This window comes from Caproicibacter fermentans, assembly GCF_014303955.1.
Classification (GTDB): Bacteria; Bacillota; Clostridia; order Oscillospirales; family Acutalibacteraceae; genus Caproicibacter; species Caproicibacter fermentans.
Window position 1 is genome coordinate 3,856,587 of the sequence record NZ_CP060286.1, and the last position, 16,576, is coordinate 3,873,162.

Annotated in this window: 14 protein-coding genes, 1 tRNA gene, 1 pseudogene and 1 riboswitch; of the genes and pseudogenes, 6 read left to right on the plus strand and 10 right to left on the minus strand. The window is 53.0% G+C overall.

Annotated elements, in window-relative coordinates; all coding sequences use genetic code 11:
• Positions 1 to 4: 4 nt before the first annotated feature.
• From HCR03_RS19095 to HCR03_RS19105, 3 genes are all read right to left on the minus strand, one after another.
• On the minus strand, positions 5 to 1,327 hold the full coding sequence (locus HCR03_RS19095; RefSeq protein WP_187035930.1) for a sensor domain-containing diguanylate cyclase: 1,323 nt from the start codon (positions 1,325 to 1,327) through the stop codon (positions 5 to 7).
• A gap of 45 nt (positions 1,328 to 1,372) precedes the next feature.
• Positions 1,373 to 1,456: riboswitch (cyclic di-GMP riboswitch) on the minus strand.
• 100 nt (positions 1,457 to 1,556) lie between these two features.
• Positions 1,557 to 2,855: a 2-hydroxyacyl-CoA dehydratase gene (locus tag HCR03_RS19100; protein ID WP_066643592.1), complete on the minus strand. Its 1,299-nt coding sequence runs from the start codon at positions 2,853 to 2,855 to the stop codon at positions 1,557 to 1,559.
• 11 nt (positions 2,856 to 2,866) lie between these two features.
• Complete coding sequence (locus HCR03_RS19105) at positions 2,867 to 5,764, minus strand: acyl-CoA dehydratase activase (protein WP_187035931.1); 2,898 nt, start codon at positions 5,762 to 5,764, stop codon at positions 2,867 to 2,869.
• Between the two features lie 224 nt (positions 5,765 to 5,988).
• Here HCR03_RS19105 and pyrB point away from each other — a divergent pair.
• The 4 genes and pseudogenes from pyrB to HCR03_RS19120 form a co-directional block, all read left to right on the plus strand.
• Positions 5,989 to 6,783, plus strand: a pseudogene (pyrB, locus tag HCR03_RS19110) (aspartate carbamoyltransferase); the annotation flags it as partial.
• A gap of 155 nt (positions 6,784 to 6,938) precedes the next feature.
• On the plus strand, positions 6,939 to 7,010 hold the full coding sequence (locus tag HCR03_RS20210) for a hypothetical protein (protein WP_267459255.1): 72 nt from the start codon (positions 6,939 to 6,941) through the stop codon (positions 7,008 to 7,010).
• Between the two features lie 85 nt (positions 7,011 to 7,095).
• A complete protein-coding gene (locus tag HCR03_RS19115) occupies positions 7,096 to 7,842 on the plus strand; it encodes a YebC/PmpR family DNA-binding transcriptional regulator (protein ID WP_066643587.1) in 747 nt (248 codons plus the stop codon).
• A 142-nt stretch (positions 7,843 to 7,984) separates the two neighbouring features.
• Entirely contained in the window at positions 7,985 to 9,607 is a 1,623-nt protein-coding gene (locus HCR03_RS19120; RefSeq protein WP_228725029.1) for a PASTA domain-containing protein, read from the plus strand.
• A 128-nt stretch (positions 9,608 to 9,735) separates the two neighbouring features.
• Here the strand turns inward: HCR03_RS19120 and rpsR are convergent, their stop codons facing one another.
• The 5 genes from rpsR to HCR03_RS19145 form a co-directional block, all read right to left on the minus strand.
• A complete protein-coding gene (gene rpsR, locus HCR03_RS19125) occupies positions 9,736 to 9,993 on the minus strand; it encodes a 30S ribosomal protein S18 (protein WP_066643583.1) in 258 nt (85 codons plus the stop codon).
• 38 nt (positions 9,994 to 10,031) lie between these two features.
• Positions 10,032 to 10,496 carry a single-stranded DNA-binding protein gene (locus HCR03_RS19130; RefSeq protein WP_066643581.1) on the minus strand — a complete coding sequence of 155 codons (465 nt, stop codon included), beginning with the start codon at positions 10,494 to 10,496 and terminating at the stop codon, positions 10,032 to 10,034.
• 6 nt (positions 10,497 to 10,502) lie between these two features.
• On the minus strand, positions 10,503 to 10,847 hold the full coding sequence (rpsF, locus tag HCR03_RS19135) for a 30S ribosomal protein S6 (RefSeq protein WP_187035933.1): 345 nt from the start codon (positions 10,845 to 10,847) through the stop codon (positions 10,503 to 10,505).
• A 135-nt stretch (positions 10,848 to 10,982) separates the two neighbouring features.
• Complete coding sequence (gene galU / locus HCR03_RS19140) at positions 10,983 to 11,858, minus strand: UTP--glucose-1-phosphate uridylyltransferase GalU (protein WP_066643577.1); 876 nt, start codon at positions 11,856 to 11,858, stop codon at positions 10,983 to 10,985.
• A gap of 12 nt (positions 11,859 to 11,870) precedes the next feature.
• On the minus strand, positions 11,871 to 12,941 hold the full coding sequence (locus tag HCR03_RS19145; RefSeq protein ID WP_187035934.1) for an RING finger protein: 1,071 nt from the start codon (positions 12,939 to 12,941) through the stop codon (positions 11,871 to 11,873).
• Positions 12,942 to 13,170: 229 nt separating this feature from the next.
• Here HCR03_RS19145 and prfB point away from each other — a divergent pair, with 229 nt between their 5' ends.
• Positions 13,171 to 14,295: a peptide chain release factor 2 gene (gene prfB / locus HCR03_RS19150; protein ID WP_066643572.1), complete on the plus strand. Its 1,125-nt coding sequence runs from the start codon at positions 13,171 to 13,173 to the stop codon at positions 14,293 to 14,295.
• 30 nt (positions 14,296 to 14,325) lie between these two features.
• Here prfB and HCR03_RS19155 read toward each other — a convergent pair whose 3' ends face one another.
• Positions 14,326 to 15,333 carry an ATP-binding protein gene (locus HCR03_RS19155; protein WP_228725030.1) on the minus strand — a complete coding sequence of 336 codons (1,008 nt, stop codon included), beginning with the start codon at positions 15,331 to 15,333 and terminating at the stop codon, positions 14,326 to 14,328.
• Positions 15,330 to 16,331 (minus strand): DnaD domain protein, encoded by a 1,002-nt coding sequence (locus HCR03_RS19160; protein WP_187035936.1) that lies wholly within the window; start codon positions 16,329 to 16,331, stop codon positions 15,330 to 15,332. Before HCR03_RS19160 ends, HCR03_RS19155 begins: the two co-directional genes overlap by 4 nt.
• A 146-nt stretch (positions 16,332 to 16,477) precedes the next feature.
• On the opposite strand from HCR03_RS19160, the gene HCR03_RS19165 reads away from it, so the two are divergent.
• A tRNA-Gly gene (locus tag HCR03_RS19165) sits at positions 16,478 to 16,553 on the plus strand.
• Positions 16,554 to 16,576: the final 23 nt, after the last annotated feature.

A 16,576-nucleotide genomic window follows, 5' to 3' on the forward strand; every position in this document is an offset into this window, starting at 1 on the left:
CAGCCTATGTAGCCGGATTTTGAATCATTTGCATCTTAGAAGAAACGTCCTTCTGATTTTCCGCCGTGTTTCCGACATAAATATGGTACTGGTTTTTACCGTGGGCTTTTGAATAATACAGTGCGTGATCCGCTTTTTTGTATAGTTCCCGATATTCCGCTCCGTCTTCCGGATACAGGGACACGCCGACACTGCCGCTGACTCGGTACGAAGAGTCCTCAAGGCGGATTTCGCCGAACAGATTTTTGACCGCGTTCAGTTTTTCCGTTAGGGTGTCGGAGGAGGAATAGTCCTTCATAAACACAAAAAATTCATCGCCGCCGATTCTGCCCACGATATCGGAGCAGCGAAACAGCCCGGACAATTTCTGCGCAACCTGTGAAAGAGCCGTATCCCCCTGAATGTGCCCCAGCGTATCGTTGATCCGCTTGAAATTGTCAATGTCGATCATGATGGCGGCGTGGCGGCCGCTCTTTCCCGTCCCCGCCAGAAAATCCTCAATCAGAGTTTGGGTGAAGCTCTTGTTGTAAATGCCTGTCAAACCGTCTTTGCGCGACTGCTTTAAAATTTCCAGCTCCTGTTTTTTACGCTCGTCAATATTCTTGACGTAACCGATCACTTTCAGCCCGTCACCGGAATTCCCGCTCCGGATGACGGAAGAAGAAACCCATTTTAATGTGCCGGAAGGCAGCCGCTGGCGGTATTCAAGGGTGATCTCGGGGATTTGCGAAGCACGGAAAGTTTCCAGCAGGTTTCGCCGGTCGAAGGTTTGAAAAAATTTCTCTTGATCTTCTTCATAAACGGCATGATCCGCAATGCTGTGAATCATATCGTCAAACATTTCGGTGTTTAAGAATGAAAAAGCTCTTTGATAACCCTCAAGCCCGTAAATCAGACGGTTATGGGTCAAGTCCGCCTCAAAGATGCGTTCGCAGGTTAATTCAAGCGCGGACCTGTATATCTTTTCATTTTCATACAGCTGAATTTGCAGTCTTCGGCTTTCTTTCAATTCTTCCGTTTGATTTTCAACGCAGGTCATCAGACGGTTGAAAGAAACGGACAACCGATGAAAATTATCGTTTTCATCATAACAGGAAAATCGGGCGCGAAAATCACCCCTCATCGCCCGGTTGATCGCATCCAGAAAATCAGAGGTTGGTTTGTCTACATAACGGTACCAGATCGCCAAAAGAAGGACGAGTGAAACCAATGAGGAGAGGATCACGGATTCCGCCGCAATTCTATGGAATCCGTCTGTCAGTAACGCGGTCAGAATTTCGGACAATGAAAAACCTAAAATCAAAAACCAGAACGATTTCCCTTTCACGGAATGACTCCTCCAATCCATCACCGCATGAGAATTTGCGGTGAAAAGTGCAACCGGCTGGCATGCCCTGTCGGGTTTAGCCCCTTGGCTTTGCGTCTCCGTCTTTCGGCGGATTTGCCATTTTACTTATTGGCAGGAACTATTGCATAAGAAAAGTATAAATCACAAAAAGAATCTATGCAATATGTTTTTATCCGGAAAAGATAATTCTGGAGAAATAAACAAATATTTATTTACTCTGTTGGTTAATATTTCCTTTCTGATTTGGAAGTTTTTCTCTTGCCACGGCCAGCATCAGCTTGATCCTGTTTTCCTGGTTGACTCTGGTCGCGCTGGGGTCGTAATCGATTGGAACGATGTTGGAGCGCTCGTCAACGGCTTTGATTTTGTGGATCATACCCTTGCCGCAGATATGGTTCGGCAGACAGCCGAACGGCTGCGCGCAGACGATGTTTTCATAGCCCTGTTCGGTCAGCTCCATCATTTCGGCCGTCAGCAGCCAGCCTTCTCCCATTTTATCACCGTAACCGATAATGTCCTTGACAAGGCTTTTGGTGTGAGTATAAGGAGTCGGTGCAAGAAACTTTGGCTCGGTTTTGACCGCGTCAATCAGAATGTCCTGCATTTTCGTCAGGTAGTTCATCAGTTTTTGCACCACAAATTTTTTCGCCGGGCTTCCCCCGTACAGGCGGATGTCCTCCAGACGGTTGTCCACCTTGAACAGCGCGAAGCCCATAATACCGGGAACGTTGATTTCACAGTCCTGCCCGCGCAGAAATTCCTCCAGATTGTTGTTCCCCAGCGCAGCGTATTTCACATAGATTTCGCCGACGATACCGACTTTGACCTTTGGCGTTTTCCGAACCGGAACGGCGGCGAAATCTTGAACGATCGCGTTCAGGTTTTTCCTTTGTTCTTTCAGAGACAGGCCGCGGCCCCGGTTAAACTGCTCCGAAAGGTCCGCAATCCATTTTTCAACCTTTTGCCCGCTGTCACCCTTATTGATTTCGTAAGCCTCCGTCTGATTGTGCAGCAGCATCAGCGCGTCGCCGTAAACAACGCCTGCGACAAATTTCCGCACCATGGAAAGCGTGATCTGAAAGCCCGGGTTCCGTTCCAGAAACGACAGATTAAGAGAAATCACGGGAACCTGTTCCAGGCCGGCTTTCTTCAGCGCCTTGCGCAGCAGATGGATGTAGTTGGAGGCGCGGCAACCGCCGCCGGTTTGGGTTATAATCAGCGCGGTCTTGTTTAGGTCGTATTTTCCGGAATGCAGCGCGTCAATAAATTGCCCGATGACAAGAAGAGCAGGGTAACAGGTGTCGTTATGAACGTATTTGAGCCCCTCCTGTACGATGTTGGGACCGGTTGTGCTCAGCAGTTCAAAATGATAGCCGCAGTTTTTCATAACATTGACAATCAGCCGGAAGTGAATCGGCGCCATCATCGGACACAGGATGGTGTAATCCTTTTTCATTTCCTTTGTAAACAGAAGACGCCCCTGCTTGTTGTATTTCAGCTTTGCCATAGTCGCACCCCTCACGGTTCCAGAGCGGCGAACAGGCTGCGCAGCCTGATTTTCACCGCGCCAAGGTTTGTGATTTCATCAATTTTGATCTGCGTGTAGATTTTATCGCCCTCTTCCAGAATCCTTCGGACTTCATCGGTTGTAATCGCGTCGACTCCGCAGCCGAACGAAACCAGCTGAACCAGATTCATATCCGGTCTGGAACAGACGTATTTTGCCGCGGCGTACAGTCTTGCGTGATATGTCCACTGGTTTAAAACATCCGTATGTACTTTGCCGACTCTTCGGCTGACGATGTCCTCCGTAATGACGGCGGCGCCCAGACTGACGATCAGCTTGTCGATGCCGTGGTTGATTTCCGGATCCAAATGATAAGGCCGGCCGCTTAGAATAATGATCGGAAGCTTTTCCCGCTCCGCCTGCGCGATCATCTCGTCGCCCCTTTGCCGGACCTGTTCCATGTACCGGTCGTATTCGCCGTATGCCGCTTTCGCAGCGCGCTTCACTTCTCGCACGGTGATGTCAGGAAAGCTTTTTTGCAGAATGGCGTGCATTTTGACCGGGAAGTCGCGCTTGCGGTGAATGCCGACGTAATCGTGAATCAGGTTGCGGCCCTCGAGAGTGCTCATGTTGGCGGCGATCACTTCCGGATAATAGGCGACAACCGGGCAGTTGTAATGGTTGTCGGAGATTCCTTCGTCGAAGTTGTACGACATGCAGGGGTAAAAGATATTCTGAATCCCTTCGTCGATCAGCGCCTGCACATGGCCGTGCATCAGCTTCGCGGGGAAGCAGACGGTGTCGGACGGGATGGTGCTCTGCCCGTTCAGGTACAGTTCGCGGTCCGACATCGGGGAGACCACCACTTCAAACCCGAGGGAGGTAAAAAAGCTGTGCCAGAACGGGAGCAGCTCGTACAGGTTGAGTCCCATGGGAATCCCGATTTTTCCTCTTGGCCCCGGTTCGGATTTGCGGTAGGAAGCCAGAAGATCCATTTTGTAGGCGACCATGTTCAGCTCGCTTTTCGAGTTGCGCTTGGTTACGGGTTTTTCGCAGCGGTTCCCGCCGATAAAGCGCCGGTTCCCGCCGAAAATATTGATGGTCAGCCTGCAGTGATTGCTGCACAAACCGCAGTTGGTTACTTTTACTTCGTGCTTGAAATTTTCGAGTTCTTCCGGCCCTATCAGCGTGGTTTGCGCCGCCGGTTTGCCCATGGCGTAAAGCGCCGCGCCGTAGGCGCCCATCAGACCGGAGATGTCGGGTCTGGTGACCTCCACGCCGAGCTCCTTTTCAAAAACGCGCAGTACCGCGTCGTTCAGAAAGGTTCCGCCCTGAACGACGATATTTCTCCCGAGTTCTTCGGCGTTCGGTACGCGGATGACCTTGTAGATCGCGTTTTTCACCACGCTGACCGAAAGGCCGGCGGAAATATCCTCCGTGGTCGCGCCGTCCTTCTGCGCCTGCTTGACCTGGGAATTCATAAACACGGTGCAGCGGGAGCCCAGGTCCACGGGATGCTCCGCGAACAGCCCGAGCTTGGCGAATTCCGGAATTTCGTAGCCGAGCGTGTTGGCAAACGTCTGCAGAAACGAACCGCAGCCGGAAGAGCAGGCTTCGTTCAAAAAAATATTGTCCACGGCGCCATTGCGAATTTTAAAGCATTTCATGTCCTGCCCGCCGATGTCGATGACAAAATCGACGTTTGGGCGGAAGTGTTTGGCGGCGGTAAAATGCGCGACGGTTTCCACAATTCCGTAGTCGATTCCGAACGCGTTTTTCAGAAGCTCTTCTCCGTAGCCTGTGACCGCGCTCTTTGAAATACGGAGGCTTGGGTATTTTTGATCAATACCGAGCAGATATTCCCGGATGATGGGGACCGGGTTGCCGGAATTGCTCTTGTAGATGGAGTCCAAAATTTCCGCGTCCCTGCCGAGCAGTACCGCTTTGACGGTGGTGGAACCCGCGTCGACGCCCAGAAAGGCGTCACCGCTGTATTTACCGATGTCGCCGCGCGGAGCTTTGCACTGCGCATGCCTTTGGCAGAATTCTTCATATTCCGCCGCATTCCGAAACAGAGGAGGAATGGAGAGAAAGCTGCCGGTGGAACCGTATTTCCGGATGCTTTCCAGAGCTTCCACAAGATTTGTCTCAACCGCTCCGCAGTAGGCCGCACCGATGGCGACATAATAGAGGGAGTTCTCCGGGCAGACGCCGGTTACCTTCAGCGCGCGGTCGAAGCTGTCGCGCAGCTGCGGCAGAAAAGTCAGCGGCCCGCCCAGATAAACCACCTTGCCGCGGATTGGCCGGCCCTGAGCAAGACCGGCAATCGTCTGGTTTGCGACGGCGGCGAAAATACTGGCGGAGATGTCCGTTGCCCTTGCGCCCTGGTTCAGCAGCGGCTGAACGTCCGACTTCGCAAAGACCCCGCAGCGTGAAGCGATGGTGTAAATTTTCTCATACCGGGCTGCGAGGCTGTCCATTTCCTCCAACGAAACATTCAAAAGGGTAGCCATCTGATCGATAAAGGCGCCGGTTCCGCCCGCACAGGAACCGTTCATGCGCACTTCCAGTCCGCCGGAAAGAAATAGAATTTTTGCGTCTTCTCCGCCGAGCTCTATAATCACGTCCGCGTCGGGGATCAGTTTTCCGACCGCGATGCGTGTCGCGTAAACCTCCTGAACAAAGGGAAGGCCGCAGGTCTGGGAGATTCCCATTCCGGCGGAGCCTGAAACAGTCAGCTTTGCCGTCTCGTCCAGACTGAATTCACGGCGGACTTTTTCCAGAAGTTCCGTCATTTTTTCAGTGATTTTGGAGTAATGCCGTTCATAGGAACGATACAAAATATTGCCTGTTTCATCCATGACGACGCATTTTATTGTGGTGGAGCCAACATCCAATCCAATTTTCATCGCAATGCCCTGCCATTTCTTCAGTCGTTTATATGTTAACAACTCATTCTAATTCAATCATAGCAAATCTGTCAAGGGATTCTTTTTTAAAATTGAAAGTCCGTCTTGTACTTTTGCCGCCGCGATGTTAAAATATTACTCGAAATCAATAGAGAAAGTACGGGGTGAACCTGATGCAGCTTTATGACATGATAGATCTGGACCAGCTTTCCGTGGAAGAAATCATGGATTTGATCGCGCTTTCCGACAGTATCCGCAAGAACCCCTGGGCCTATCGGGAGTCGTGCCGCGGCAAAATAATGGCGACGCTGTTCTACGAGCCTTCCACGCGCACAAAAATGTCGTTTCAGACGGCAATGTACCGTCTTGGCGGCGAAGTGATCGGTTTTGACAATCCGGAAAATACGTCGGTTTCCAAGGGGGAAAGCCTGAAGGATACCATCACGGTTGTCAGCGGGTATGCGGATGTGATTGTGATGCGGAATCCCCGGGAAGGTGCCGCGGCCGCGGCTTCGCTTTATTCAAAGTCTCCCATTATCAACGCGGGGGACGGCGGGCATCTGCATCCCACGCAGACGCTGACGGACCTTGTGACCTTATATAATGAAAAGGGAAGGCTGGATCATTTGAGGATCGGCCTGTGCGGGGACCTGAAAAACGGAAGAACCGTCCATTCGCTGATTCGGACGATGACCCGTTTTCCAGGTTCCTCTTTTGTTCTGATTTCCACCCCGGAACTGGCGCTGCCGAAATATGTGCGGGACGTTATGGACGCCGCGGGCTGCTGCTACACCGAAGCGGCAAGCCTTGAGCAGGCTCTTCCGGAACTTGACGTGCTGTATATGACCCGGATTCAGCAGGAGCGTTTTGCAAGTCTTGAGGAATACGAGCGGCAAAAGGGAGTCTTTGTTCTGGACGGCGTAAAACTCAGAAGCGCCAGACCGGATTTGAAAATACTGCATCCGCTGCCCCGCGTGGACGAAATCACGGTCGATGTGGACAACGACCCGCGCGCTTCTTATTTTGACCAGACGGTCTACGGCATGTATGCCAGAATGGCCCTGATTCTGACCATTCTGCAGAGCCGGGACAGGCCGAAAAAAGAAAAATTCCGCGTTCCACGCATCCGCACCGCTGCTCCAACCCCAAATGTATCACACAGACGGAACATTATTTGCCGGGCCTGTTTACGGAGGCCGGGGACATGCTTCTGTGTTCTTACTGCGACGAAGGCACCCTGATCTAGAGGGTCCCCGGCCCTGCTTGCCATTTCCGGAAAACTGTGCTATGATGAAAAACAAGTGCTATTTAAAGTTTGGAGGACTTTTTTTATGTCGGGCCATTCAAAATGGAATAATATTAAGCGGAAAAAAGAAAAAACAGACGGAGCCAAGGCGAAGGTCTTTACAAAAATCGGGCGCGAACTGGCCGTGGCGGTGAAACAGGGCGGCGGACCGGACCCGAATGCAAATTCCCGCTTAAGGGACTGCATTGCAAAGGCAAAAGCTGCCAATGTTCCTAACGACAATATTGAGCGCATCATCAAGAAAGCTGCGGGCGAAGGGGACGAAAATAAATACGAGACCATCCAGTACGAGGGCTATGGCCCGAGCGGAATTGCCGTCATTGTGGAAACTCTGACGGATAACCGCAACCGCACCGCCGGCGATATCAGGCATTATTTTGACAAGTTCGGCGGAAACCTCGGCCAAAACGGCTGCGTTTCCTTCCTTTTTGAACGCAAGGGCGTTATTTTAATTGAAAAAGAAGGCCTTTCGGAAGACAAGGTGATGGAGGACGGACTGGAAGCAGGCGCGTCCGATTTCCAGTCGGATGACGACGTCTTTGAAATTGACACGGAGCCGGATGATTTCAGCGGCGTTCTGAACGATCTTGAAAAGAAAGGCTATGAATTCGTATCTGCCGAAGTCGAAATGGTCCCCAGTACGACTGTGAAACTGGAAGAATCAGATGCGGCTTTGAAAATGCAGCGTTTGCTCGACACTCTGGAAGACAACGACGACGTGCAGAACGTATGGCACAACTGGGATAATTCGGACCAGGATGAAGAAAACTAAACAAACTCGGCAAAGATCGTGATGAATGGTTCGGAGGCGGCAATATGACTGATCCGGCAAATCTGTGTATGAACTGCATGTCCGAAAAAACAGAAGAAGGGGCTTGTCCGCACACTGCGGGTGCCGCGGGGATGAGCCTCAGATGAAGCATGCCCTTCCGCTGAAAACGATGCTGCAAAATCGGTATCTGGTCGGCGCGGTCCAAAGAAGCAACGGAGAGGGAATCACTTACATCGGATATGACACCGTCCTGAACATTCCGATCGAGCTGCATGAATTTTTTCCTCAGACACTCAGCGAAAGAGCCGCCAACGGAGCGGATGTGCGGGTCATCGGCGGCAGTGAGATTATTTTCAACGAGTCCTTTGCTCATTTCTTAAGCTATTCAAGAGAAATTGCCCATATGCGGGAGCTTTCCGCAATTTTGCAGATTTATGACATCTTCGAAGAAAACCACACGGCGTATACCGTTTCGGAGTGGAACGACAGCATTACGCTGCGTTATTTTGTAGAAAGAAGCGGAGGAAGGCTCAGCTGGAATACCGCAAGGCAGCTTTTTATGCCTGTCCTTTCGGCGCTGAGCGTCCTTCACACCCATTCCATCGGGCATCTTGGAATTTCCCCGGATACGCTTTCCATCATGGAGGACGGCCGCATGAAGCTCGGCGGGTTTTCCATCGGGGCCGTCCGGCAGATGGACACCGACCTGCCGCCGGATATGATTCCCGGCTGCGCGGCAATCGAGCAGTATATCATGGACTATAAACCGGACGAGGCGACAGACGTATACGGCTTTGCCGCATCTCTGTTTTTTGCGCTGACCGGAACTCTTCCGCCCGACGCGTTAAAGAGAAGGAACGACTCTCGTCTTTATATTCCCACGGCTGTGCTTCATACTTTGCCGCCCCATTTGGTTACCGCGCTGGCCAATGCGCTTCAGGTATCCCCGGACCGCCGGACGCCGACCTTCGAACGCCTGCGGACAGAGCTTTCTCTCGCACCCGCGGTAACCGCCGCGCTGGAGGAAACCAGACGGATCGGCCAGGTTCAGACAAACGCCGAATCCCGTCAGCAGAGGAGCGAGAAAAAGAAGAAGCGTGAATTGCCGGGGTTTGTCTGGGTTCTTGCCTCATGCACCGTGATGCTGGTCGTTTTTACGGCAATCGGGGTCTTCTGGATCAGCCGGACTCCTGCCGACAGCCGTGATCTGGCGACCGGAACCACGGCGGAGACTTCGTCGGCTGCATCCTCGGAATCTTCGGGGCAGCAGTACTCCGCGAAAATGATGACGCAGGATTCTTCCGCTGAAGAACAGATCACCGTTCCGAATCTGGTGGGACAAAATTATGACCAGCTGGTTGCCGCCGTATCGTCCAACACTCAAACAGAGTACCAGGTTCTTCTTTCTTCCAGGCAGTTTTCCGATACGGTTCCGGAGGGGTGCATTATCTCGCAGCAGCCGGCGGCAGACGGTAAGATGGCGAAGGGAACGGCCATTGTGGTGGTCGTCAGCGAAGGGACGGCTGTGAGGACTCTCCCTGAGATCGCGGGGGAGACTCTGCCGGATGCTTCTGAAGATGTGACTTCGGCGGGATTTGTTCCGACCAAAGCGGAAGCGTACAGCAGGACGGTCCCGTCCGGCCTTGTCATCGGTTATCAGGACGCAAAAGAAGGCAGTCAGATGGCATACGGGTCCAAAGTTGTTATTGTCGTCAGTAAAGGACCGAACCCCTCCAGTTCGTCAGGTGCCTCTTCCGGCGGCTAAAAATAAGGATGCACAAGGCCGGGGCAAAAGCCCCGGCCTTAAATTTGGTGAACCACTGACCATATAAAGAAAAACTGTCCCGGCACCGGCTTCGCCGAATTCCAGGACAGCATTTTAACTTGTCCGGCTCAGTCGCTGCTGAACGGAAGCAGAGCAAGGTGACGCGCACGCTTGATTGCTACGGTCAGTTCGCGCTGGTGATGAGCGCAGGTGCCGGTAACTCTGCGGGGAAGAATTTTAGCCCGCTCAGAGACAAAGCGGCGAAGCTTTGCGACATCTTTATAATCAATGGTATCGACTTTATCCACGCAGAAGCTGCAGACCTTTTTACGGCCTTTGCGGCCGCCTCTGCGCTCCCTTACGGGTCTGTCCTGATTGTCAGCCATGAGAAACCTCCTTATTTATTTACACACTAAATGGTTGGTCAGAAGGGAAGATCGTCGTCGGACGGGATTTCCTCGAAATCATCTGTATCGCCGTTTGCATACGCGGGCGCCGGCTGCTCACTGCGATCATTCGTCGGATTCCCGGTCCGGGCGGAATAATTGCCGGAAGAAGTTGTTCCTTCACGCTTTGGTTCTGCAAAATGGACGTTGTCGGCAATAATTTCAACTGCCTTGCGCTTATTTCCGTCCTTGTCGGTGTAAGACCGGGTCTGAATGGAACCCTGAACGGCGGCCAGCTGGCCTTTGCGGAAATATTTGCAGACAAATTCAGCGGTGTTGCGCCATGCCACGACATCAATAAAGTCCGTCTGACGATCGGCGCCGGCTTTTACATAGGATCGATCCACGGCAATGGTAAAACTGGTTACGGAGATTCCGTTCGGCGTATGCCGAAGTTCGGGGTCCGCGACGAGTCTTCCCATTAAAACAGCGACATTCAGCATTTCAGGTCACGCTTCCTTTTTCTCTTCCGTCTTGTCCGTTTCCGGTTTCTTTTCCGGAGCTTCCTTCTTTACGGTCAGGGAACGGAGTACGCCGTCGGTAATGTTGTAAATACGGTCCAGTTCCGCAGTGAAGTCCGGAGAACTGGTAAAGGCGATCAGCGTGTAATAGCCCTCTTCTTCCTTGTGGATCGGGTAAGCCAGTCTGCGCTTGCCCCATTCGTCAACATTGTCGATGGTGCCGTTTTCCGCGATCAGATCCTTGAACTTCTGAACGGTGGAAGTAATCCCTTCTTCTCCCAGCTTAGCGGAAAGAATAAATACGGTTTCATAGGAAATTTTTACATCTGCCATTGTTAAAACACCTCCTTCTGGACTTATGGCCCCGGAACAGAGCCCGGAGCAAGGATAAAAGCCGCGAAAGCGGCTTATCAAGCTTTATTATATCAGCCGGCGCGGAATCCGTCAATAGAAAATTAGTCCCGCGCGCTACAGCGATTTGCAGATTTCTTTCAGATACTCACGGAATTCCGGCCCGATTTCCGGATGGTTCAGGCCCACCTCAACCTGAGCTTTCATGATTCCCAGTTTGTTGCCCATGTCATAGCGCGTTCCGGTGTAATCGACCGCGACCATGCCGTCGCGCCGCGCGAGGGTGCGCATGGCGTCGGTCAGCTGAATCTCTCCGCCCGCGCCGGGGTCCGTATGGTCCAGAATGTCAAAAATTTCGGGGGTCAGAACGCAGCGGCCCAAGATGGAGTAGAGGGAAAGCACCTTGTCCGGCGTCGGTTTTTCAACCATGTCGGTGCAGGAAAACCAGTTGTCCTTCAATGGCTCAACCTTCAGCGAGCTATATTTCCCGATTGCTTCTTTTGAAACCTTTTTCACGCCCAGAACGCCTTTGCCGTATTCTTCATAGGCCCGGATCAGCTGGGCGCAGGCGGGGTCTTCTCCGATGATGACGTCGTCTCCGTAGAGAACGGCAAACGGCTCGTCTCCGACGAAGGATCGCGCACAGCCGACGGCGTGGCCCAGCCCCCGGGTTTCTTTTTGACGGACAAAGTAGAAATTGGCTTTGTGGGCGATACCGACGATCTCCTTTAGAATTTCTTCCTTATCCGCGCCGCTTTTGTTCAGTCTTGCCTCAAGCTCCGGCACGCGGTCAAAATGATCTTCGATCAGGCCCTTGCCCCGGTTTGTAATAATCAGAATATCCGTTATGCCGGAACGGACCGCCTCTTCCACAATATACTGTATGGCCGGCTTGTCCACAATCGGGAGCATTTCTTTCGGCATGGATTTGGTGGCGGGCAGGACTCTGGTTCCGAGCCCCGCCGCCGGAATAACGGCTTTTGTAACTTTCATATCTGAATTCTCCTAATAAAAGATGGATGGGATGTAAGAAAGAATTAAATAGCATATTCCAAGACAGATTGCGAGGGAGATGTTAACGCCGCCCTCTTCCTGCATCCGGACGGCGCTTTCCGAGGGACGGGCGGTTTCTTGCCGAATCGCGCCGATTTTGCCGATGCAGTGTTTTAAATACATACGGTTTCCGGAAAAACCGAAAATAAACATCAGGATCAACTGGGCGAAAAATACAAGAGCCGGCACCATCATCAAATAGAGCTGATAAGTGGGAAGTTGTGCGATTAATCCCATCAGCTTTTCAATCTGCTCGTTGCTTGGGGTCAGCGTGTCGCCGGCAATGCCGGTTTGCAGGAACAGGGACTGGTAAATCGGGTTTAGAAAATGCTCGGATACCCAGGCGGACGCTATGTACAGGCCGAACATAACCGCCGTAACGATGGAACCGACTTTGTACATTTTCCGGTAAAGCATCCATGCTCCGGGAAAAAGAAAGGCGCAGAAATTAAACCTGTTTTTCCCAAATTTTTTCAGGTTCATAAAAACAGGCAGGTAGTACTGCGAGTTGCTCTGGACAAAACGCGCGACGTCGCCAACCGGAATATCGTCAATCGGTTCGTTGGGATTCGGAATGCCGACGGAAGGGTAATACGGCGGCGGGCCACCGGGGAAGCCGGTCTGCCCGTAATTTCCATATGGCGGCGGTGGATTGTTTCCCTGCCCGCCAAACGGGGCGTTGTTCGGCGTCCGGTTGGGCGGGGACGGTGTAACGCCCGGGTATTCCGGGCGGTCAGAGGACAGAGACTGGCCGCAGTGCTCACAGAACAGGGCCTGGTCGGAGTTAAAAGAACCGCAGCGCGGGCACCGCTTCGTCCTACCCTGAGTTCCGTCCTCATTATGCTGTCTGGGCGGCGCCCAGGCGTCCGGCGTGCCGTGCTTGTCTTCGTAGACACATTTTCCGGCTTTCGCGTAGCAGTCCCGATGATACGGCGCCCCGCATTGGGGGCAGACTACAATATCGTCCTCGGCCGTGAATGTCTTGCCGCAGACCGGACATTTCAAACCGACATAATTCGTCATACTGGAACCTCCTTCAATGTTTCCATTGTATAAAAAATTCGGGAAAACTTCAATGTTTTGCCTCATAAGTTTTCAACTAATTCATAAATTTGGATCATTCAGACAAAATCAGCGCCTGCTTGATCCTGATTTGGAAAAAGGACGCAGCGGGTTCACAAAGTATTTTTTGACTTTAACCTTAAAATAATCTATAATTAAACGGATAGATTTTATTCTGAAGGATGATAGGATGCTGCAATATGAAGAACTTCGGCTTTCGCTGCAGGGCCTGGAGCCGGAGCTGAAGGAACTGGCCGACGCACTCGGCCTTGACGGCATGCGCAAGGAAATTGCCGAGCTGGACCAGAAGGCGACTGCGCCGGATTTTTGGGATAACATGGAAAAATCGCAGAAAATTCTTCAAAGGTCCAGCTCACTCAAAAATAAAATAGAATCTTATGAACGCCTGAAATCCGCTTATGAAGACCTGATGGCCTTGATTGAACTGGCGGATGAAGAAAGCGATCTTTCTCTGCTGCCGCAGGCGCAGCAAGAGCTGAACGAGTTCCGCGAGGGGCTTGATTCCATGCGGCTGACAACGCTCTTGACCGGCGAGTACGACGCGAAAAACGCGATTCTGACGTTTCACGCGGGCGCGGGCGGCACGGAGGCTCAGGATTGGGCGGAGATGCTGTACCGCATGTACTGCCGCTGGGGCGAGCGCCACGGATTTACCGTGCAGACGCTCGATTATCTGGACGGCGAAGAAGCGGGCTTGAAAAGCGCCAGCATCCTCGTCAGCGGAGAAAACGCATACGGCTTTCTGCGGGGCGAGTCGGGCGTCCACCGACTGGTCCGCATCTCACCGTTCGACGCTTCCGGACGCAGGCATACTTCGTTTGCTTCGCTGGAGGTAATGCCGGAAATCGACGACACGATCGAAGTGGAAATCAACCCCGACGATATTAAAATCGACTATTACCGCGCGAGCGGCGCCGGCGGGCAGAAGGTCAACAAGACCTCCTCCGCCGTCCGGCTGACGCATATTCCAACGGGGATCGTCGTTGCCTGCCAGGTGGAACGCAGCCAGTACCAGAACCGCGACGTCGCCATGAGAATGCTCAAATCCAAGCTGATGGAAATCAAGGAGCGCGAGCACCTGGAACGCATTGACGATATCAAGGGCGTGCAGAAGGAAATCGCGTGGGGCTCCCAGATTCGCTCTTATGTGTTTATGCCCTACACAATGGCGAAAGATCATCGGACCGGCTTTGAATCAGGCAACATCGACGCCGTGATGGACGGCGATCTGGACGGGTTTATCAATGCCTATCTAAAATCCAGAAGCCAGGAGAAACTTGCCTCCGGCGAATGACCAAAATCGAAATGAGACCGCCGGGCGGTCTCATTTTTTTGTGTGCTGGTATAAAAGCTTCTGCATGCGGTTATCGTGGCCGAGGAACATCAGCCTGACGTAATTTCCCGCGATTCGCGAGGCGAACCGGTCGGAATAGCGGTCCTGAAGCTCCCGCATGGATAAGTTGGTGCTGATAATAGTGGGGCGGCGCAGCAGCAGCCGCGTGTTGACAATATTGTAGATGGCCGCAACGGAAAACGAGCTGCGGAATTCCGTCCCCAGGTCGTCGAGGATCAGCAGATCGCACGATTCCAGCAGACTTCCGGTGTCTCCGGTTTCTTCCCGGCCGAAGTGCTCGTTTTCCAGACGGGAAATCAGGTTGTTTACGGAGCAGTAAACAACGCCGTATCCTTTTCGCAGCACTTCGTTCGCAACGGCGAGCGACAGGTGGGTCTTGCCCAGCCCGGTTGCGCCCTGCATAATCAGGTTCTGGGAGGAAGCAATCGAAAAAGTTTCTGCGTATTTTCTGCAGTTTTGCAGAATCTCGCGCATCGCGCTTCTGGGGGACCGTCCGGAACCGTGCTCCGGCTGATCCGGATAGTAGTCCAGAGAAAATCCCTCGAAGGTGGAAAGGGAAAGGGGAGTCAGGGCGTTAAGCCTGTTGTAGGCTTCTTCTTTCAACAGAGTTTTCAGGCAGGAACACATCCGGCCGTCCACGTAACCCGTATCCCTGCACTTTTCGCAGTGATAAATCGGCTCCAGATCTTCCGCTTTCATGTTTACCGACCGGAGCAGATCGGAAATCCGGGACCGAAGCGAACGGTTTTCCTCATGAAGGCGTTCCAGCTGATCTTTCGCATTCTTGCCGCTCAAAACGGCCTTGGCGGCGAGGACCGCCGTTTTTGCAAGGCGGCGCTCCAGTTCTTCTGCCTCCGGGCAGACGCTGTAAAAAACGGCCCTGCGTTTCTCGGCCTGAGATTCGGCGGTCCGGCGGCGTTCCCGCAGAACCCGGCCGGCGGCTTCGTATACTTCCCGATCATATCCCGTCAGAATCACTTCCTGTCAAAATTGTCAAATACGCCCGAACGTTCAAAGTCATCCAGATCCTGGGAGAGGGAGCTGCTCTTGCCGCCCTTTCGTGCAGCCGCCCGCTCCATTTTTTCGCGTTCCGCCTGCAGCACGGTGGAAATATTGGCCTTTTTCCAGCGTTCCAGAATCCGGTTCATATAGCTCGCGCTGAATTTTCCGGTCGCGTCCACGGCCCTGTCGTAGGCCTCACGGATCATGTCGGCGCTGAACTTCCACTGCGTAACCCAGAGGTCCGCAAACGCTTCTTCCTTTGTGGAAGGCGCGCGGTGGGGTATCCCGACGGCCTGCTCGACTTTCCGCCAGGCCTGGCGGCATTCGGTCAGCCGGCGGAGCTTTTCCTCCGCCTTTTCATGGGTGTTGATTTCTTCATCGGCCCAGTTCATCGCCATTTTTTCTATGTACCGCATGTTCGCTTTGCTGATGCTCGCGGTGTATTGCAGCAGCATGATAATCACATCGCTGGGCAGGCCGAACTCGTCGTGAATCATCAGAAGCGTCGCGGATTCCCCGCCGGAAATCAGACGCCCCAGAACCTGCTGGGCAGACTGCATCAGGCACGAAATCTCCGTGGACTCTTCGACCCGTTTTGCGACGAATTCGCTGTCCGGCTTCTGCGGGCGGGAAAGAACCCGGCGGGCGGTGCCCGGGGAATGGGGCTCGGCGGGCGGCTGCTCCGGCTTTTCCGGAGCCTTTGCGTCCGGCGGCTCGGTTTCGGGCTTCGTTTGCTGGTCCGCGGGGAAAAGGCCGGCCTCCTGCCAGTAGAGCAGCGCGTCGCCAACGTCCGCCCGGTCGATTCCCAAAGCCGCCGCGACGTCCCGCGCTTCAAACGGATCCCCCGCGTGGCGCAGAATCCATAGGAGGACCTTAAGCTGAACCGATCCGGCCAGCTTCAGATATTTATCAACGACGGAACAGGGGACTGCGAATACCGAATTCCATGCTCCCAAATTTACCGTATAACTCATTTCATCCCTACCTGATTTTTATTTCAACCGTAATTATAGCATAACCCCGCGAAATAGGGAACCTTGAATGTATGCGGATTTTTTTCTGTTTCCGGCTTGACAAATCAAAAGGTATTGGATATAATAGCACTTGCACTCAGGGTGTTGCGAACGTAGCTCATCTGGTAGAGCGCCACCTTGCCAAGGTGGAGGTAGCGAGTTCGAGCCTCGTCGTTCGCTCCAATTCTTTTTAGAGAAAAGCCGCC